Source organism: Rhodopseudomonas sp. BAL398, assembly GCF_033001325.1.
In the GTDB taxonomy this organism is placed as follows: domain Bacteria; phylum Pseudomonadota; class Alphaproteobacteria; order Rhizobiales; family Xanthobacteraceae; genus JARJEH01.
The window spans coordinates 3708444-3728075 of sequence record NZ_CP133111.1 but is presented as its reverse complement, the minus strand read 5'-3'; the positions used below and the strand labels follow the sequence as shown (position 1 = coordinate 3728075).

General features: G+C 64.3%; 12 protein-coding genes. 4 read left to right on the top strand and 8 right to left on the bottom strand.

Annotation, left to right across the window (positions count from 1 at the left end; genetic code table 11):
* Positions 1 to 127: 127 nt before the first annotated feature.
* Positions 128 to 2062: an AsmA family protein gene (locus tag RBJ75_RS17590; protein ID WP_044413896.1), complete on the bottom strand. Its 1935-nt coding sequence runs from the start codon at positions 2060 to 2062 to the stop codon at positions 128 to 130.
* A 290-nt stretch (positions 2063 to 2352) separates the two neighbouring features.
* Here RBJ75_RS17590 and RBJ75_RS17585 point away from each other — a divergent pair, with 290 nt between their 5' ends.
* A complete protein-coding gene (locus RBJ75_RS17585) occupies positions 2353 to 3027 on the top strand; it encodes a Crp/Fnr family transcriptional regulator (protein WP_044413899.1) in 675 nt (224 codons plus the stop codon).
* A gap of 56 nt (positions 3028 to 3083) precedes the next feature.
* Here the strand turns inward: RBJ75_RS17585 and RBJ75_RS17580 are convergent, their stop codons facing one another.
* From RBJ75_RS17580 to RBJ75_RS17555, 6 genes are all read right to left on the bottom strand, one after another.
* Entirely contained in the window at positions 3084 to 6278 is a 3195-nt protein-coding gene (locus RBJ75_RS17580) for an efflux RND transporter permease subunit (RefSeq protein ID WP_276156852.1), read from the bottom strand.
* Positions 6278 to 7207 (bottom strand): efflux RND transporter periplasmic adaptor subunit, encoded by a 930-nt coding sequence (locus tag RBJ75_RS17575; protein ID WP_044413878.1) that lies wholly within the window; start codon positions 7205 to 7207, stop codon positions 6278 to 6280. Before RBJ75_RS17575 ends, RBJ75_RS17580 begins: the two co-directional genes overlap by 1 nt.
* A 287-nt stretch (positions 7208 to 7494) precedes the next feature.
* Positions 7495 to 8139 (bottom strand): OmpA family protein, encoded by a 645-nt coding sequence (locus RBJ75_RS17570; RefSeq protein WP_044413876.1) that lies wholly within the window; start codon positions 8137 to 8139, stop codon positions 7495 to 7497.
* Between the two features lie 137 nt (positions 8140 to 8276).
* Positions 8277 to 10046, bottom strand: a complete 1770-nt coding sequence (locus RBJ75_RS17565; RefSeq protein ID WP_276156853.1) for a caspase family protein — start codon at positions 10044 to 10046, stop codon at positions 8277 to 8279.
* A 774-nt stretch (positions 10047 to 10820) separates the two neighbouring features.
* Positions 10821 to 12983 (bottom strand): caspase domain-containing protein, encoded by a 2163-nt coding sequence (locus tag RBJ75_RS17560; protein WP_044404653.1) that lies wholly within the window; start codon positions 12981 to 12983, stop codon positions 10821 to 10823.
* A gap of 185 nt (positions 12984 to 13168) precedes the next feature.
* Positions 13169 to 13801, bottom strand: a complete 633-nt coding sequence (locus RBJ75_RS17555; RefSeq protein WP_052628772.1) for an OmpA family protein — start codon at positions 13799 to 13801, stop codon at positions 13169 to 13171.
* Between the two features lie 654 nt (positions 13802 to 14455).
* On the opposite strand from RBJ75_RS17555, the gene RBJ75_RS17550 reads away from it, so the two are divergent.
* Both RBJ75_RS17550 and RBJ75_RS17545 read left to right on the top strand, forming a co-directional pair.
* Entirely contained in the window at positions 14456 to 16387 is a 1932-nt protein-coding gene (locus RBJ75_RS17550) for an autotransporter domain-containing protein (protein WP_044404630.1), read from the top strand.
* A 163-nt stretch (positions 16388 to 16550) separates the two neighbouring features.
* Positions 16551 to 17378 carry an N-acyl homoserine lactonase family protein gene (locus RBJ75_RS17545; RefSeq protein ID WP_044404633.1) on the top strand — a complete coding sequence of 276 codons (828 nt, stop codon included), beginning with the start codon at positions 16551 to 16553 and terminating at the stop codon, positions 17376 to 17378.
* 28 nt (positions 17379 to 17406) lie between these two features.
* Here the strand turns inward: RBJ75_RS17545 and RBJ75_RS17540 are convergent, their stop codons facing one another.
* Complete coding sequence (locus RBJ75_RS17540; RefSeq protein WP_044404635.1) at positions 17407 to 17892, bottom strand: MarR family winged helix-turn-helix transcriptional regulator; 486 nt, start codon at positions 17890 to 17892, stop codon at positions 17407 to 17409.
* A gap of 128 nt (positions 17893 to 18020) precedes the next feature.
* Between RBJ75_RS17540 and RBJ75_RS17535 the strand changes: the two genes are divergently transcribed.
* Positions 18021 to 19631 (top strand): FAD-dependent oxidoreductase, encoded by a 1611-nt coding sequence (locus RBJ75_RS17535; RefSeq protein WP_044404638.1) that lies wholly within the window; start codon positions 18021 to 18023, stop codon positions 19629 to 19631.
* Position 19632 lies beyond the last annotated feature (1 nt).

Genomic DNA, 19632 nt, shown 5'->3' with positions numbered 1-19632 from the left:
GATTGCGGAGTCAGCGCCGGGCAGGGCGCCAGGATCCGCGCGGCCGACCGGGGCCGCGCTTGTATTATCACAATTTGGCATGGGCTGGCGCGGGCCGAAGTGACGCAATTCTGGCCAGAGCGGCCGGTCAGCGGTTGAATAGCCGCTTCATGATCGCGTTCATCGCCGCGTCGTCGTCAGGATTGGTCGGTGCGCCCGGCCCTGTCTCGGATTGCGGCGCGGGGTTTTGCGGCGCGATGCCGCGGGGCTCGCGGCCGTCGGGCGTTTGGCCGCCGGGCTGCTGGCCATCCAGCCCTTGCTGGATCAGCTTTCCGAGCGTCTTGCCAAGCTCGCCGCTAAGCGCGCCGCTGCCGCTTGCGTCTTGGCCGCCGAGCGCACCGAACAGGCCCTGGCCGAGTTGGCGCAGCCTGGCGTAAGCCGCGTCCGGATTGTCCAGAATGCCGGCGGCGTCGGGGAAGATCCGCGGTGCGTTCCAGGGGCCATCGACCACCACCGGGATGCCGAAACCGACCGGATCGCCGCTGCGACCCTGACCCTGCGTGGTCATCACCAGTTTCGGCTCGACCCGGAATGCCAGCGATTTGGCGGTCAGATCGATCGTGCCGGCGCCGGTCATCCGTACCAGCGGGCCAATCAGCAACAGGTCCGAGGAGGTTGCCTTGCCCTGGTCGATCTGGAACGAGGCGCTGAGCTGCGACAGGTCGGTGGCCTCGGTGCTGCTCTCCTGCCAGCCCGTCAGCGTGCTGGAGGTGAGGGTGCGAATCATCTTGGCGACGTTGAGGCCGCGAATTTCGCCGTCGCTGAAATTGACGAAGGCGGTGCCGTTCAGCGCTGACATGATCGCGCGCTGACTGCCGCCGCTCGCCGTCACGGCGATCTTTGCCTGCATCTTGCCGTCGAGCCTGTCGAATTCGGCAAGGCCGCTGAGCAGCGGCAAGGCCCGCACGTCCTTGAGGTCGCCACGCAGTGTGTAGGATGGCGTTGGCGTCGAGACGTCGATGCCCAAGGCGCCATCGGCCTTGCCGCCATAGACGCCGAGATCGGTGAATTGCGCGGTCATCGCACCGTTGGTCAGTTTGGCGTCGATCAAGGCCGGGGCGAAGCGGGCCTCGCCGATCTTGAGATCGGCGGCCGACAGCCGGATCTGGGCATCGAGATAGTTGAGGCCGGAGAGATCAATCGGGGCATCGCTCCACGGCTCGCCGGGCTGCGGCGGCGCGGGCGTCATCGCAACATCCAGCTGCTGGAAATCCACGTCGAGCTTGAGCAGCGGCTTGCCGGCCAAGTCGGCGGAGGCCCAGCCATTGAACTGCTCGTCGCCCAGCATGCCGCTGAGGCCGTTGATCTGCAGCATGGCGTCGTTGAGGCGGATCTCGGCCTTTGCGGTGAGTTGGGATTTTAGCAGGTCCGGCGCGTCGAGGGTCAGTTCGACCGGCACGGGCTGCCGCGCCGGCCCCTGCGTTGCGGCCTTGATCGCGAAGCCGAGACTGTGGTCGCCAAATCGGGCCTTTCCGGTGGCGCTAATGCGCTGCTCCGGGGCGCTGCGGATCTCGGAATCGATGCCGTCGATGCGCTGCGCGACGCCGTCGCGGGCGTTGGCAAACACCACGGCGCCGTCGACAATGCTGACGTGATCGACGCTGATCGTCCGCGGCTGCGGTTCGGCGGCCGAATTCTTGTCGGGCGCGGCCGGCGCACCGCGGTCGCGCAGCAAGGGTACGTGGATCACCGGTCGGGTGAGCGTGAGGTCGGTGACCTGCGCATGGCCTGCGATCACGCTGCGTAGCGGCAGCGCGGCCCGCAGGCTGGCAATGGTGATACGGCTGTCCTGATCATCCTGCTGCGGGCGTTGCAGCGAGACGTCGTGCAGCGTCACGCCCAGCCCAGGAAACAGCGAGATTTTGGTCGGGCCATCGACCGTGATCCGGTAACCGATGTCGCGCGCGACACGATTCTGGATCAGCGAATTGACCCAGCCCGACGGAATTCCGATCGCCAGCAGCAGCATGATAGCGGCGACCGCAATCGCGATTCCGACAAGGCCGATCTTCACCACTTTCATCTCATCATCCCAACGGACCAAGCTACGCCAATGTTGCCGCCGCCGGCCCGCTCACGCAATGGCGCCCCGACATTGATGGAGCCGTTCGCGGAGGCGCCAGCTCCGGACGAACATCGATCAGATCGTCGTTTCATGTTCTCGGCAGACCAACGGGCCTGACTGCCGGGCCGACAAAAATACCGCAGCCGGGCTGCAAAGCTATGTGACTTGTGACACAGTCCACTTTTATGCGGCGCCACCTAGGCGTCTTTGTTTCCAATCCAATCGTGCCAGGGCTGGACATTATTGCCATGACCAAACAGGCCGAATTTGCCGTGATCCTGAAGATGAACCCGATGTTCGCGGATCTCGGGCCCGACGAATTGCAGCGCATTTCCGGGCTCTGCCATACCCGGCAGCTCGCGACCGGCGAGATGCTGTTTCAAAAGGGTGACGCCGGCGACGCGCTGTTCGGCGTCCGGCGCGGCCAGATCCGGATCGAAACCGGCGCGCCGGACGGCAGCCGTCTGACCTTGAATTTCCAGGGGCCCGGCGATCTGTTCGGAGAGGTCGCGGTGCTCGACGGCGAGAGCCGCACCGCGGATGCCGCCGCGAGCGAGCCGACTGAATTGTTCGTGCTGCGGCGCGAAGATTTTCTCGGCCATCTCGAGCGCGAGCCGAAAGTGGCGCTGAAACTGATTGCGCTGCTGTGCCAGCGGATCAGGTGGATGAGCGAGCGCATGGAGGAATCGGTGCTGCAGCCGCTGCCGGTGCGGCTGGCGCGCCGGCTGTGCGCGCTGGCGTCTGATTTCGGCTCCGAGGTGCACATCTCGCAAGAGCAGCTCGGCGTCTTCGTCGGCGCCGCGCGCGAAAGCGTCAACCGGCAATTGCAGAGCTGGCGCAAGGACGGCATCCTCGACCTGCAGCGCGGCCGTATCCTTTTGAAGAATGTCGGCAGGCTGACCGCGGTGGCGCGCAACGAGTAGTCCGGGGCCACCCCGGCGGCGACGTCTGTTTGAACGATCGGAAGAGACGACCCGCGCTATTTGCTGCGCCAGAACGCCAGGCTCTTGGCGGGCGGTGTCGATTCGGTACGCGGCTGCGCAGGCAGCGGCGGCTGTGGCGGCGGTGGTGCATGGGGCTTTGGCGGCGCGGGATGGTCGGCGTCGTCCTCGTCGGCGCTGGTGGTGGTCAGCAGCTTCTTGCCGAACCGCCACGACAATTGCCCGACATCGTCCATCATCATGAACATCGCCGGCACGAAGATCAGCGAAAGAATGGTCGAGAACAACAACCCGCCGATCACCGCCAGCGCCATCGGCGAGCGGAATTCGCCGCCGGCGCCGAACGCCAGCGCGCTCGGCATCATGCCGGCCACCATCGCGATGGTGGTCATCACGATCGGGCGGGCGCGTTTCTGGCCGGCGTCGATCATCGCCGCTTCGCGCGACTTGCCGTCGCGGATCGATTCGACGGCGAATTCGACCAGCATGATGGCGTTCTTGGTGACGATGCCCATCAGCATCAGCATGCCGATCCAGACCGGCGTGGTCAGTTGCTTGCCGGTCACCAGCAGTGCCCCGATCGCGCCGCCGATCGACAGCGGCAGCGAGAACAGGATGGTGATCGGCTGCAGGAAGGTGCCGAACAACAGTACCAGCACCGCATAGACCATCATCAGCCCGGCGCTGATCGCGGTGGCGAAGCCTTCCGACAATTCGTTCAGGCTCTCGGCGTCGCCGGACGGGCTGACTTTGACGCCCTTCGGCAGCGTCTTCATCACCGGCAGGTCGTAGATCAGTTTGGTGGCGTTGCCGAGCGCGGCGTTGCCGACCAGGTCGGCGGCCACCGTGGCCTGGCGTTCGCGGTCGTAGCGGTTGATGCTGGTCGGGCCCTGATCGAATTTGACGTCGGCGACCACCGACAGCGGCACCGCACCGCGGCCGCCGAGGATCGGCACCCGCAATTGCTCCAGCGTGCGCAGATCGGCGCGGGCGGAATCTTCGAGCTGGACCCGGATCGGCACCAATCGGTCGCCGGCGTCGAATTTGGCCAGCGCCGGGCCGACATCGCCGATGGTGGCGACCCGGATGGTTTCGGACAGGCTTTCGGTCGAGACGCCAAGCCGCGCGGCCAGATCGGCGCGCGGCTGGATTCGCAATTCGGGCCGGTCCAGCGAGGTCTCCGAGATCACGTTGGAGATGATCTGAATCCGCTTCATCTGGGTCGCCAGCTCCTGGGCGACGTTGGTGACGATGTTGCTGTCGTTGCCGGTGACCACCAGCGAGATCGCGCGCAGCCCGTTCTCGTCGAGGAACCAGTAGCGGATGTCCGGAATGCTCTGCAGCTCCTTGCTGATATCGAGCTCGAGCTGGCGCTGGGTGATGTCGCGGTCGCCCTTCGGCGTGTAGTTGATGATCAGCGCGGCGCGGCGCACTTCGAAGATTCCGGGCGGCACCCGGCCGCCGTCGACGAATACGCTTCGGACCTCGGGCCGCTTGCGCAAGCGCGCCACGATGTCCTCGGTGGTCTTTTCGGTGAAGGCGAGCTGGCTGCCGGGCGGCAATTCCACCGCCAGCAGCGAGCGCGCGGTGTCCTGCGCCGGCAGGAAGCCCTGCGGCAGCAGCGTGATGCTCCAGATCGACGCGGCAAAGATGCCAAAGCCGATCAGCACCGTGACGTAATAATGCTTCACCGACCAGGTCACCAGCCGGGTGTAGGTGCGCAGCACGGCCCCCGGCGGCTTCTCCTCGTGCGGATGATCCTTGAGGAAATAGGCCGCCAGCACCGGCGTCACGAAGCGCGCCGCCAGTAGCGAGAAGAACACCTGCACCGACACGGTGATGCCGAATTGCTTGAAGAACTGCCCGGCGATCCCGGACATGAAGCTGGCCGGCGCGAAGATCGCGATGATGGTCAGCGAGATCGCGATCACCGCCAGGCCGATCTCGTCGGCGGCTTCCAGCGCGGCGCGATAGGGCGATTTACCCATCCGCATATGGCGGACGATATTTTCGATCTCGACGATGGCGTCGTCGACCAGAATGCCGGTCGACAGCGTGATGGCGAGGAAGCTGACCAGATTCAGTGAGAATCCCAGCATGTCCATCGCCCAGAATGCCGGGAAGATCGACAAAGGCAGCGAGATCGCGGCGATCACGGTGGCGCGGAAGTCGCGCAGGAACAGGAATACGACGATCACCGCCAGCGTCGCGCCCTCGAACAGAGTCGAGATAGCGGCTTCGTAATTGCCTTTGGTGAAATCCACCGAGGTGTCGATCAGTTTCAGGTCGACGTCCGGATAGGCCGCCTTCAGCGTGTCGATCCGCTTCTGCACCGCGGCGGCGACGACGACGTCGCTGGCGCCCTTGGAGCGCTTGATGCCGAGCGCCACCACCGGCTCGCCGTTGAATCGCGCGAAGGTGCGGCGATCGGCGATGGTGTCGGTCACGGTGCCGAGATCGTCGAGCCGGACCTCGCCGCCGGCCGGCAGGCTGATCATGGTGCCGGCGAGTTCGTTCAGGGTCTTGGCGCCGGCCAGCGTGCGGATCGCCTGATCGTTCTTGCCGATCTCAGCGCGGCCGCCGGCGAGATCGACATTGGTGCCGCGCAGGCGACGGCTGACATCGAGCGCGGTGAGGCCCGCGGCCTGCATCCGGTCCGGATTGAGCGAGACCAGGATCTCGCGCTCGACGCCGCCGATGCGCTCGACCTGCGCGACGCCGCGCACGCCCTGCAGCGCACGCTTGACCACGTCGTCGACGAACCAGGACAATTGCTCGGGCGTCTTGCCCGGCGAGATCGCCGCATAGGTGACGATCGGCAGCCCGATCACGTCGACGCGCTGGATCAGCGGTTCGTTGACATTCTGCGGCAAATTGGCGCGGACGCGGGTGACCGCGTCCTTGACGTCGTTCAGCGCCCGGTCGGTGTTGGTTTCCAGCGCGAACTGGATCGTGGTCACCGACAAGCCGTCGGTGATCGACGAGGCGATGTGACGCACGCCTTCGACGCCGGAGACGCCGTCCTCGATCGTCTTGGTGACCTGCGCTTCAAGCTCGGCGGGCGCCGCGCCGAATTGCGCCACCGCCACCGAGATCACCGGGATGTCGGCGCTCGGCAGCCGCGTCACCGCCAGCTTGGTGAAACTGATCCAGCCCAGCGCCAGCAGGATGATCGAGAAGACGACGGAGGGCAGCGGATGCCGGATCGACCAGGATGAGACATTCAGTGCCATCAGCGCCCCCGCGACCGATCGAATTCATCGGCGAACATGGTCTTGACCTGATCGCCGTCATGCAGCGAGGTGCCGGCGTCGGCCACCACGAGCTCGCCCTGTTTGACGCCGTCGAGAATTTCGATGCTGGTGTCGGAGACCAGACCGACGCGGACTTTTCTGGTTTCGACGGTGTTGCCCTTCACCACCTGAACGGTCAGGTGATCGACCGCCGAGCGCGGGATCGCCACGCCGCAGCTGCGACTGGCGTCGATGGTGGCGCGGGCGAACATCCCGACCTTGAGCGCCGGAGTTCTGGTGAGCGAGAGCCGGACATGGCCGAGCTGGGTCTTGCGGTCGATCTCCGGCGAAACCAGCCGGACCCGGCCGGCGAGATCCGGAACGCCGTCCCGGCTGATCCGCGCGGTCGCGCCCGGTTTCAGCTTCAATGCATGGATCCCCGGCACTTCGGCGTCGAGTTCGATCTCATTGTCGACCGCGATCTGCACCATCGGTCCGCCCTGCGGCGACGCCGGTGCGCCGACGATGGTGTTGATCTTGGTGATCATTCCGGCGACCGGGGCACGCAGCGAGAACGCGGTCGATTTGCCGGTCGCGGTCGGCGCCGTGAGCCGGATCAGTTCCTGATTCTCGGTGACGAGATCGCCGCTATGGACCAGGATCTCGGTGACCTTGCCGCCTTCGCGATCGACGCTGACCAGCGCTTGCTGGCGCGGCACGATGAAGCCGGTGACCCGTACCATGTCGGAGAAACAGGCATTGCTCGCCTTGGCGACGGTGACCGGCACGCCGGCGGCCTCGGTGCTGGCGGCGTCCTTCTCCACGGCGTGGCTGGGCGTCGCCGCGAGCACGGCGAGGATTGCGGCGGTCGCCACGGCCGCCCTTGCTTGGGCGGTGGTGGGGAGGATGAAACGGAAGATGGCCTGCATTGCGGATCGATCCACACCTTGGTCATGAGCGTCAGTCATGAGCATGCTCGCTCAGGGTCTCGACTCCGCGTTCGCTTCACCCGTCCAGTTTTCCTGCGAATTCGAATGCAACGGACACTGAAATAATCATTTCGGTGTGGTGGCGCGTTTGGCAATCCACACAGCCCGGCACAGCCGTAACCTAATCAGTGGCAATCTACACAGGCTCTGGAAAGAGCAAAAGAGCAAATGCGTTCCGCGGGGTGCGGAACGCCGACCGTCAGGCAATGCGAGCAGCCTACACGGTATCACTTTGAGGCGGTCTTGCTCGCCATGTTGACCACCTGCACCCTTCGGTTCGAAGGGTCCAGCGGCGCCGCGGGATCCTTGGGCTTGCTTTCGCCATAGCCGACGGTGACCAGATCGGCGCCTGGAATTCCATATTGCTCGACCAGCACCCGTTTGATCGTATCGGCGCGGCGTTCCGACAGGTCCTGATTGTAGGCCTCGCTGCCGATGGCATCGGTGTGCCCGGCGACCACGAAAGTCGATCCCTTCAAGGCAGGATTGGACAGTGCCTTGCCCAGCGCCTCGACGGCGCGTTCCGCGCGTGCGCTGATCTTGGCGGAGTCGTAGTCGAAGGTGATTTCCAGGTCGATATTCGGTTTGTCCTTGGCGATCGTGGCGATCTGCTCGCGCTCGCCGGCGGACAGCGAGCGTGTCGTGCGGTTACGCAACGTGTCGACGAAGCGGCTCTCGGCCGGATCGGGCGCGGGGGTGGCGGCCGACAGGCTCCGCGTCAACGGCTTCTTCGGCGCCAGCGCCTTGATGATCTGATTTTCGGTGACGTCGTCGGCGGCGAGGGCCATTCCGGCGCTCATCGACAGCGCCGCGCCGATTGCCAGGATGGCGCGAAACGCAGCGAGATTTCGTTGTAGTGACATCGTGACCATGGGCATCCCCCTTGTGCTGGCGACGCTGTTCGTGAATGACGCGCCACACAGGCTTCGAAAATTCCTGCCGCCCAGTCGTCGCGCCGGGGCGCGGGAAGGTTCAATCAATCCGCCCGCCAGTTTCGTTTTGTCGCGGATCAACGCACGCCGTAACCGGCGAATTCCTGTACGATGTTCGGGTCCATGCTCTTGGCATTGGCGATGTCGATGTCGCCCTGCGAGGTCATCCCGCGGCGCTGCTTGGCGAGGCCGCGTCCATATAACGACGAGGTCAGTCGCGGATTGATTTTCAAGGCGGCGTCGAAATCGGCGATGGCGTTCTTGGTCTGGCCGTTCTTGAGGTTGAGCAGGCCGCGGCTGTCCAGCGCGTCGACAAAATTCGGGCGCAGCCGCAGCGCCTCGTTGCAGTCCTTCAGCGCCGCCGCCAGCTCATCGATGACGGTCCGCACCCAGCAACGATTATTATAGGCTTCGACATCCTTCGGGTTGATCCGGATTGCTTCGTCGAAATCCTTGATCGCCAGCCGATAGGCGCCCTTGCTGGCGTAAACCTGGCCGCGCCGATAATGCGCATTGCCGTCGTCGGAATTGTCGGCGATCTTTTCGGTGAGACTCTTGACGGTCGGATCGCTGGCCAGCGCCAGTTCCAGTTTCTTTTCTGCGGCCTCGTTGCGCCCAGCATCGTCGCGCGCGGCATCGGCCGCGGGTGCTACGTCGGTCTGCTTGCTCCCGGAATCGTCCTTGCGCGCGTCCTTATTTGCGTCTTTGGGCGCTTCCTTGACTGTCTCCTTGGTGGTTTCCAGCGGCGGCGTCACCGCGGGCGCCGGCTCGGATAGATCCTTCGGCGATTCCGTGGTGGCAACCTTGGCTGGCTCCTTGACCGGCTCCTTAACGGCTTGCTTGGCGGTTTCGACGTTGGGCGCGGTCTTCGCAGCATCGGCCGTCGGAGGCTCGACTTTCGGAGCCTCGACTTTCGCAGCCTCGGCTGCCGGCGCCGGTGGCTCGGGTTTGGCGCTTTCGGCCGGGCTGGTCGCCGCGGTCTTGGTGCCGGACTCGATTGCCGGCGTCGCCGCTTGCTTGTCGTCAGGGACCTCGCGCGGCGGCGTCCTGTCGACGACGGCGCTTTTTCCGCCCGGCGGCACCTGCGCGCCCGGGACGAAGGAGAATTCATCGGCCAGCGACGACGAGATCCATGGCACCTGCTCGCTGCGCGAAGCGCGGGTCACGCCGACCCGGGTGCGGTTGAGGGTTTCTTCCGCGGTCAGGCCGGGAACCCGGATCTCCTTGAGCAATTCGCTGACGAACAGGCTGTGATCGCCGCCATTGTCGCTGACCACCGAACTCAGCGCCGCCGAATACATTACCAGCGTTCCGCTCGGCGCAATGATCGGCGCCAGCCCGGCGGAGAAGCTGCGGAAGCGGCGCTCATAGGGATTGCGCCGCGACGCATCGATCAGCGCGATCTTGACGGCGGCGCCCCGGCTGTTGATTTCGCCGAGCACGGTTTCGAGGCTGAAGCCGTCGCGGCGGACGTCGGGCTCGGTCCAAAGCTGGGCGTCGACCGGGATCATGTAGCTCTGCCGGCCGGACTGAATGCCAAACCCGCTGAAGAACACCAGCGCCACGGAGCCCGGCTTGACGCGGGTATAAAGCCGCTGAAACGCCCGGCGCATGCCGTCGATGGTGAGATTTTCGCCGAGATCGACGTCGAAGCCGTCGCGTTTCAATTCGTCGGCGAGGTCGCGGGCGTCATTGATCGGCTCTTTCAGCGGCTTTTCGCTGTCCGGATATTTCGCGTTGCCGATCACCAGCGCCACTCGATTGCCGAGAGTGTCCGCTGCCGCCGATCGGGCAATCGGTGCAACGCACAAGGACAAGATCACGAGCAGGCCAATACGGATTTTCATGCGACGCCGGTCCACCACGCTATGGGCGCCGATCCCAAGCTTGCGCCGCGGCGACCTTATTCCACTTCCATGCAATATCCATTATCAAACCGGGCTCAGCGCTGCTGTCAACCGCCTGCACCCGCTTGCATGACCTCGACGCCGATGATGGATACGCCGGGGATGACGGCGCATCGCATTCGGAGTGATCGCATCCCGCCTGATGTCGCCGCGATGTCACAAACATCGAACGTTCTCCGCCGATCCTCAGCCGTAGGTCGCTGTGCTGCAACCACAGCCTGCGACCCAGATCGTCAGTAACCGATTCCCAACATCAGGACGAAGCGCTGGCGGCACCAAAAGCCATAACACAAGGCGTCACCGCCTCTGGCCGTGACGCGACGATAGGGTCGGCTGGCCGAGCTTCGGTGTCGTTTCGCCACCGGGCTGGCCGATGAGGTTGCCGGGCTGGCGGAAGTGTCCCGGGGGCTGTTGGCTGATGAGGCGGAAATCCGCCGGCCGGCTGCGATGATGGTGGCTGCCGCATTCGTCGGCGTGGTCGCAACTTCGCCTGCCGTTGACGCGATTGCCGCGCTTGCGTCGTCCATGCTGGCATAAGCGGGCGTCAAGGCCAGGCATAAGACGGCCGCGAGACCCGCTGCGACGACGCGCCAGATCTGGCTGGGATTGCTCGGCATCGATCATCTCACCTTTCGTTTGGTGGAGCGCCAGCGCGGCGACTCACCGATTAAATCCGCGTCGGCGAAGCGGCGGCTGTCACCATGCGCGGTCAGTTCAAAAACCGACGCCGATCATGGCGCTGCCGCCAACCCGGCCAGTGCTCGGCCGCGAATAGGCCTGCTGCCGGGCCCGCGGCTCGGGACGCGATTGCCGCCGCGGCCGATCGCGCTCGGCCTGCCGGCTCGGCCGTCTCCGGGTCGCGCGGCGGTCGTCATCGTCGCGGTCGCGCCGCGACGCGGTCGCCGGCGCCTTCTTTTCCTCGGCGACGCAACTGTCGCCCTTGGCGATCTCGCCCGACTTGCACTCCAGCGGACAGACTCGACCGCTGTGGCCGGTCAATTCCGCCACCAGCGCCTCGGTCACCGATACTTCGTCATCCGACGACTTGCCCTTGACCGCGAGATAGCGGCCGAGCGCGCCCTTGGTTGACGGACCGAGGTCGCCATCGACGCCGCCGGCGTCGCAGCCGATGCGGTTGAGTTCGGTCTGCGCCGACCGAACCAGTTCCGGAGAGTTCGGCATCGCCGCGGCGCGCTTTGCCGCTTCCGCCTGGAATTTCTCAAGCGTTGCGGCCACTTGCGGCCGCAACCGCTCGCAGCTCACGGTGTCGGCGAAATTCTTCATGTCGTCGAGGCCGGTGCCTTCGCTGCCCTTGGCGTTGAGCGCGTCGAAGGTCGATTGCTGCTGCTTGCAGGCGGCCTCCTGGGCCGAGGCCAACTCGGCCTTGCGGCGTTCTTCTTCGGCCTGCCTGGCTTCGCGTTCGCTCGCGGCGCGCAATGCCGCAGCCTCGGCCGCGGCCTTGCTACGTTCGGCCTCCTCGGCCTTGCGCTTGGCCTCGGCGGCCTTGCGTTCGGCTTCCAATGCCTTGGCCTTCTGTTCGGCTTCGGCCTGTTTGGCGCGGCGCTCGTCCTCATCGCGCTGCCGGGCAGCGGCCGCCTCGGCTTTCTTCTGCGCAGCCTGGATACGGGCCTCCTCGGCGGCCCTGGCGGCGGCTTCCCGCGCGGCGCGGGCCTGGGCCTCGCGTTCCTGCGCCGCCTTTTCCAGCAGATCCATGCGCTGCTTGGCGGTGATCGCCAAGGGCGAGTTCGGATAGCGCGCGATGAATGTCTGCAGCGCCTTGGTATCGTTGCTGTCCTTGATCCGATCCCAGTCCAGCGCCTCCTTCGAGGTCGGCTCGCGACCCGGCGCGATGGCGTTGGGGGCGACCGCGGCGACGGCGACGCCGCCGGACTGTTTGGCGGCCGGTGCCGGAACCTGATCGTTGAGGCTTGCGATCTGCGCGCGCGCCAGATCGGCGTAGAATCCGGTCTTGTAGGTGCCGAGGAAGACTTCCCAAGCCCGGCGCGATCCGATCTTGGCGACCAGATTATAGTCCGCCTTGATGCCGCTATCATCGTCATCGGCAGCAACAGGCTTCTCGACCGTCGGCGCCGGAACCAGCGAGATATTGCCGCCGCCGAGCGAGCCGTAGACGAACGGCTCCTGCCGGTTGTTGGTGGATTTTAGCACCTCATCGCGCACCCGGCCGAAGGCCAGCCTGATATCGAGGCCGGGCACCGTCAGATTTTTCAAGATCGCGGTGGTGAACGGGCTGTGCTGGCCCTCGCCATCCTCGGCGGTCGAGCCGGCTTTGGCCGCATAGGCGATCAGCGTGTCGGTGCTGGTCGGCTCGATCTTGCCGAGACCCGAATGCACCCCGCGGCTGGCGACCTTGCGTTCGCGGCGCATCTTCACCGTGAACGGATTGTCGCGGCAGGCGTCCAGAATCACCACGCGCAGCTTCTTGGCGCCGTCGGCGGACGATACCATCCGCTCCAGCGGGATCGCCTCGTCATCGGCGTCGCGATCGCTGATCAGGCGGGCATTCACCGGGATCAGATAGTTGGTCCCGCCGATCTCGATGCCATGTCCGGCATAATAGAGAACCGCGATCTCCGCATCATCGGCGTCGGTCTCGAATTTGCGGATCGCGCGCTTGAATTCGAGATTGCCGACGTCGATCGCCAGCGTGACGTTGTAGCCCGCGTCCTCGAACAATTTCGCCACCGATTGGGCATCGCGCGACGGGTTCGGCAATTGCGGAACGCTCTCATAGGTCGAATTGCCGACCACCAGCGCCACGCGCTTGGGCTCCGCCAATGCCAAGCTCGATGACAGGATCACCGCCAGGACGGTGCCTCCGATCATCGCGGCGATTTGAGCCCAACGCTTGATCATGTCGATTCCTGCCACCATTGCGGTTGGCAGGTCCCTATCAAGAGCAAAACGAGGCGTGGCTGGCGCTCGGGCCAACGGCAAATAGCAAAATATCGAACCAGTCTAACTGCATCTCGGTGACTGATCAATCTCCCCGGACCGCGAGGGGTCACGGCGACCCGAACGGGTGCCGTGGCCCGAACGCTCTACTTAGAGGCCTGTTCGCGCTCCGCCAGATTGACGATCTCGACGCGACGATTTTCTGCAGCCAGCGGGTTCGACGGGTTCTTCAGACCTTGCTCGCCATAGCCGGCGGCGACCAGCTCGGTCGCCGGGATATGGTACTTGTCGATCAGGTAGCGCTTCACCGCTTCGGCCCGACGTTCCGAGAGCCCCTGATTGTATGCATCGCTGCCCTTGGCGTCGGTATGGCCGCCGAGCATGACGGTGGTGCCTTTGAGGTCGCTGCTGGTCAGCGCCTCGCCGAGGCTTTTCAGCTGCGGCTCGGCGCTCGGCGACAATTCCGCGGAGTTGAAGTCGAAATTGATCTCGAGGTTGATCTTCGGCCGCTTGGTGGCGATCGCGGCCATCTGGTCGCGGTCGGCGGCCGATAGCGACCGGCTCTGCCCGCTGACCCGCTTGATCGCGGCGAGGTCATCCGCGCTGATCGTGGGCCGGTCGGAGGGGCTCAGGCTGCGGGTCCTGGAGACCTTCAAGCCGTCCCTGATCTGCTGGGCGGACAATTCGCCGGCATCTGCCGACAGTCCGGTCAGGGTCAGGCCGCTCGCCAGAACGGCCATGGCCAGCGCTGTGCTGAGATGTTTTTGCCGATTCATCATGGTCATCTCCATCAGGTTGAGGGCTTCGCCGGCGTGACGACAGCCGAAACCAATGGTCGCTACTCTGCTCCGGAGCGAAGAGCGCAGCCGTGACCCACGTCACGCAAATTCAACCCACCCAGAGGGCGGAATATCAGGTCACGCTACCCACATCACACAAAAATCACACAGCGGCCGAATGACAAGCGTAGGGATCGAAAACCGGATGAAAAACAACGACCGCGGTATCATAACAGGGTAGTACAAACAGATATCAATACAAACAAGCGTCGCGTGGGGCCATTGCTGCGAGACGCAAACTCAGCGGATCGTGCAGTAGCGTACGCTGAATGATCCTTCGAATGGATAGCATATCGCAAATACCGGTCTCTTCAACTGCCTGTCCCAGAATCGATAAGTGATTCGGTGCTATCCAATCGATCGCAGTTCTGGAATCGGTCTGATACCAAAATCCCGCTGGCACTAATCCTCGGGATTTTGATCCGTTTCTTGCTGTGCTGTGTTGCAGTAATGGTACATGATTTGGAATAGTCGGCGTTGCGAAAGCCTCGGCCGACTACGCACCTTGCCCAATTTGAAGCACCTGCCTTAGAAATATCGGGAAGCCTGCGTTAGCGGGATTGTTGCGAATTTTTGAATTTTGGGGGCATTGGGATGACGAACTTCACCAGCCAGCGCTCGATTGGAGCAAACAAGGCAGGAAGGCGGATTGCGGCGGGGGTCGTCGTTGCGCTGGCTTGTTCAGTGTCATCGGTGGCGATGGCGGCTTGCAACGGGACCGGTGCGTTCACGGCGGCGAATGGCGGAGCACGCTATCTGCCCTTCGCCTCCGGTGGTGCCGTCAATTCCCTGGTCTCGGCGATCAATACCGCCAATACAGCGTTCCTGACCCAGTCGACTGCGTTTGTAAGCGCGCCGGTCAATCCCGCCCCGAATCAGGAAGGTGGCGGTGTCTGGGCTCGCGGCATCGGCGGCGAGATCACCACAAAAAGCACCAGCACAACGTCGAATGTAACCGCGGCCGGAGTTGCGTTGCCTGGCTCGATTGATTGCGACAATGAGACCAAGCTGACTTTCGCTGGCGTTCAGGTCGGTGCCGACACGTCGATCCTGAACTATAATGGTTGGAATCTGCATGTCGGGTCGACCGTCGGATACCTCGGTGCCAAGGCGCGCGACGTCTCGTCGGGCGGCCCGCTCAATCCGGGCGGCGGCACGTTTCAAGATCAGCTTCAGGTGCCATTTGCCGGGGTCTATTTCGCCGTCACCAAAGGCGGCCTTTTCATCGACGGCCAGGTGCGCACCGAATTCTATCAGAATTCGGTCAACGATCCGATCGTCGCGGGCATCTTCGACCAGAAGCTGGATGCGCGCGGATTGTCCTTCACCGGCAATATTGGCTACAATCACGCGTTAGCTAACAACTGGTTCATCGAGCCGTCGGCCGGCATCGTCGTCTCGCGGGTCAAGGTCGATCCGCTCAACGTCACCGGCACGTTGTTCCTGCCGGCATCGTTCACACAGGGCCTGACCTTTCCGGGGCAATTGCGGATCGACGACATCAAGAGCACGCTCGGCCGCTTCAGCTTGCGTGGAGGCACCACCATCGCCTCGGGCAGCATGATTTGGCAGCCATTTGCCATCGCCAGCGTCTATCATGAGTTCGAAGGGGGGGTGACCTCCTCGTTCGACGGTGAAACGGTGGTGCCGGGGATCGGACTGCCGGCAGGCAGCATTTCCTCGACCAGCATCGGGACCTATGGACAGTTCGGCGTCGGCGTGGCCGGCCAGCTCGTCAACACCGGGCTGCTCGGCTACATCCGCGGCGACTACCGTACCGGCGATAATGTCGACGGCTACAGCATCAACGGCGGCGTGCGCTACCAATTTTCGCCGGAAATTGTGGCGGTCGGCCCGCGCTACACCAAGGCGGTCAAGGCTCCGATCTTCGAGCAGGCTGCCTTCGACTGGACTGGGTTCTTTATTGGCGGCAGCTTTGGCGTGCTCAATGGCCGCACCAAATACGAGACCGCGGCCGGCTCGACCGATCCCCGCTTCGCCGGTGCGATCGGCGGCGGGCAGATCGGCTATGATCGCCAATTCGGTAAATGGGTCGTCGGCATCGAAGGCAGCCTGAATGCGACCAACGCCCACGGCGCGCGCCAATGTCAATTTGGCATCTTTTTCAACTGCGAAACCAATGTCAGCTACATGGGCACCGCGACTGCCAAGCTCGGCTATGCCTTCTGGAACCGGTCGCTGTTTTATGTCCGCGGCGGTGCGGCGTTCGGCGATCTCAAGCTGACGACCACTTGCAACACCGGTCCGTTCAACGTGTTTGGCGTGATTGGCTGCGGCGAGTCGGCAAAGCGCGATCGCACCGGGTGGACGATCGGCGTCGGATCGGAATTCGCCCTCTCTCGCAATTGGACTGTCCGCACCGAGACCAATTACTTCGACATGGGTAAGGAAACCTATGTGCTGCCGGTGAGTGGCGTTCCTGGCACCGTCAAGGAGACCGGCTTCATCTCCACCGTCGGCCTGAACTATCGCTTCTCGATGGGGCCCGTGATCGCCAAGTACTGAGCCTGGGGTCCTGATAGATCGATCTTTTGAATTCGAGCGGCGGTCGCTTCCAGCGGCCGCCCGTTTTCGTTTCCGCTCCGGTGATCTGCGCCCACCCGATGCGTCAGCGGTTGCGTTTGGACGCCGCTTCCTGCGATGATCGCCAAAAACCAGGGGGGCGATCATGGGCGACAATTACGAGATCTATGCGATCCGCTATGGCACGATGTCGCCGCGTACCCCGCAGATGAATTTCCTCAATCCGGATCCGCACGAGACCGCGGCCTCGGACCTCGATTATTTCGTCTGGCTGATCCGCGGCGCCGGCGGCGACATTCTGGTCGACACCGGCTTCACCCATGCCGAGGCGGCGACGCGCAACCGCAAGCTCACTCATAATCCGGTCGACGCGCTGGCGGCGTTCGGTGTCGACGCCGCCGACATCAGGAACGTCGTCGTCACCCATCTGCATTATGACCACGCCGGCAATCTCGACCGCTTTCCCAATGCCCGGTTCCATTTGCAGGACCGCGAGATGAGCTACGCCACTGGGCGCTGCATGTGCAACGGCGTGCTGCGGCATCCGTTCTCGGTCGAGGATGTCACCTTGATGGTGCGCCACGTCTTCGCCGAGCGGGTCACCTTTCACCATGGCGACGGCGAGGTCGCGTCCGGCGTTACCTTGCACCGCGTCGGCGGCCATTCCGACGGATTGCAGGTGGTTCGGGTCACGACCGCGCGTGGGCCGGTGGTGCTGGCCTCGGACGCCTCGCATTTCTACGCCAATATGCAGCGCCGCAATCCGTTTCCGATTATCTACAATCTCGGCGAAATGTGCGACGGCTGGGATATCGCGGCGCGGCTGGCCGGCCATCCAGATCGGGTGATTCCCGGGCACGATCCGCTGGTCGCCGAGATCTATCCGCGTGCCAGCGACGCCGTCGATGCCTTCGCGCTGCACCTGCCGCCGTCGCGATCATTCGCCTCGGACCCGGCTCGCGCTGCGCAATGACGCGATGCGCGCCAGCGCCGAGACGGGCTCAGCCGGAATTAGCTGCCGGTGTTGTCTCGCCATCGTGGCTGGCCTGGATCAGATGCAGGTGCCGTTCGATCTTGCCGAGCGCCTTGGCCAGGTCGCCGCGTTCGGCGGCCGACAGGCATGAGAGGATCTCGGTCTCCTTTTGCAGCAGGCGCGGCACCAGCTGCTGATACAGCGCGCGGCCCTTGTCGGTCAGCCGCAGCCGAAATTCGCGGCGATCGTCGACATTCTCGACGCGTTCGATCAATTGCCGGTTCAGCAATGCGGTGACGGCGCGGCTGATAGTGGATTTGTGGGTTCGCGTACACTGCGCAATGAACTGCGCGCTGCAGGCGTCCTGGCGAAAGCCGAGCGTGGCGATGATCCGCCAGCCCGGAATGTCGAGCCCATGACGGTCTTGATATTCGCTGGCCAGCGCCGCGCTCACCTCGGCGGCGAGCCGGTTGAGCTGGAACGGCACAAAGGCGAACAGGTCGAGCTTGCGCAAAATAGTCTCCCAGTCGGGTTGCGCCGAAGCGCAATCGCGGCTTAAATGGTTGCAAATGAAACTATCATGAGGGAGGGAAGCTTGACCAGCGCGATGCCAGAATTGCGGGTTCGAGCGCTTTGCCCGCGATGACGCAGCCTCATCAGCTTCAGTTCGGCTATCGTCGGCATCCGGATCAGGATCGCGGCGATGCTGCGCGGCATCCGGTGGTCGTGGTCGGCGCCGGCCCGGTCGGGCTGTCGCTGGCGATCGATCTGGCGCAGCGCGGGCAAAAGGTGGTGCTGCTCGACGACGCCGACCGGATCGGCGAGGGCTCGCGCGCGATCTGCTTTTCCAAGCGCGCGCTGGAGGTCTGGGACCGGCTCGGCGTTGCGAACCGCATGGTCGAGAAGGGCGTGGTGTGGCAGGTCGGCAAGATCTTTCGCGGCAATGACATGGTCTACCAGTTCGATCTGTTGCCGGAGACCGGCCACAAAATGCCGGCCTTCATCAACCTGCAGCAATATTACGCCGAGGCCTATCTGGTCGAGCGGGTGCAACAATTGCCGCAAATCGATCTGCGCTGGCGCAACAAGGTCACGGCGATGCATCAGCACAACGACCATGCCGGGCTGACGGTCGAGACGCCGGAAGGGTCCTATCGCCTTGCCGCCGATTATGTGGTGGCCTGCGACGGCGCGCGCTCCAGCCTGCGCGGCCTGGTCGGCGCGGATTTCGAGGGTGAGGTGTTCGAGGATCAGTTCCTGATCGCCGACGTCAAGATGAATGCGGAATTCCCGACCGAACGCTGGTTCTGGTTCGATCCCCCGTTCCATTCCGGCCAGTCGGCCTTGCTGCATCGCCAGCCCGACAATGTCTGGCGGATCGATCTGCAGATCGGCCCCGAGGCCGATCCGGCGGTCGAGCGACTACCGGAGAATGTGCGGCCGCGGATCGAGCGGATGCTCGGCCATGGCGATTTCAGCTTCGAATGGATCTCGGTCTATAAATTTCAGTGCCGGCGAATGCAGCGCTTCCTGCACGAGCGGGTGATCTTCGCCGGCGATTCCGCGCATCAGGTCTCGCCATTCGGCGCCCGCGGCGCCAATTCGGGTCTTGAGGACGCCGAGAACCTGGGCTGGAAGCTCGATCTGGTGCTGCGCGGGCAGGCGCCCGCCGGCCTGCTCGACAGCTACGAGATCGAGCGCGGCCTCGCCGCCAATGAGAACATCCGCGCCTCGACGCGTTCGACCGATTTCATCGCGCCGCACTCGAAACAGGAGCGCCGGCTGCGCGACGCCGTGTTGGGGTTGGCTAAGGACGTCGATTTCGCTAAGCGCATGGTCAATGGCGGACGGCTGTCGGTGCCGTCGGTCTATGACAGCCCGCTGTCGACTGCCGATATTGAGGCCTGGGGGGCGGGGCCGCGCCCCGGCGCCCACATGCTGGATGCGCCGCTGACCTCGGCCGCCGGCGAGCCGATCTTCTTGACCGACGCGTTCAAGGCCGCGGGCCGCGGCTTCGTACTGCTGCAAAGCGCCAATGGCGCCGCGCCGGCGCTGCCGCAAGGCGTCCGTCATCTGGCCATCGGTCCCGACTCGCCGCTGCGCGACGAGACCGGATGGTTCGCGCGCCGCTACGATGCCGCGCCCGGCGCCGCCTATCTGCTGCGGCCCGACGGCTATGTGGCCGCACGATTTAAGCATCCGACGAGCGAGGCGATCGAGGCGGCGCTCGCGCGCGCCAGCGGGCGAGGGTGAG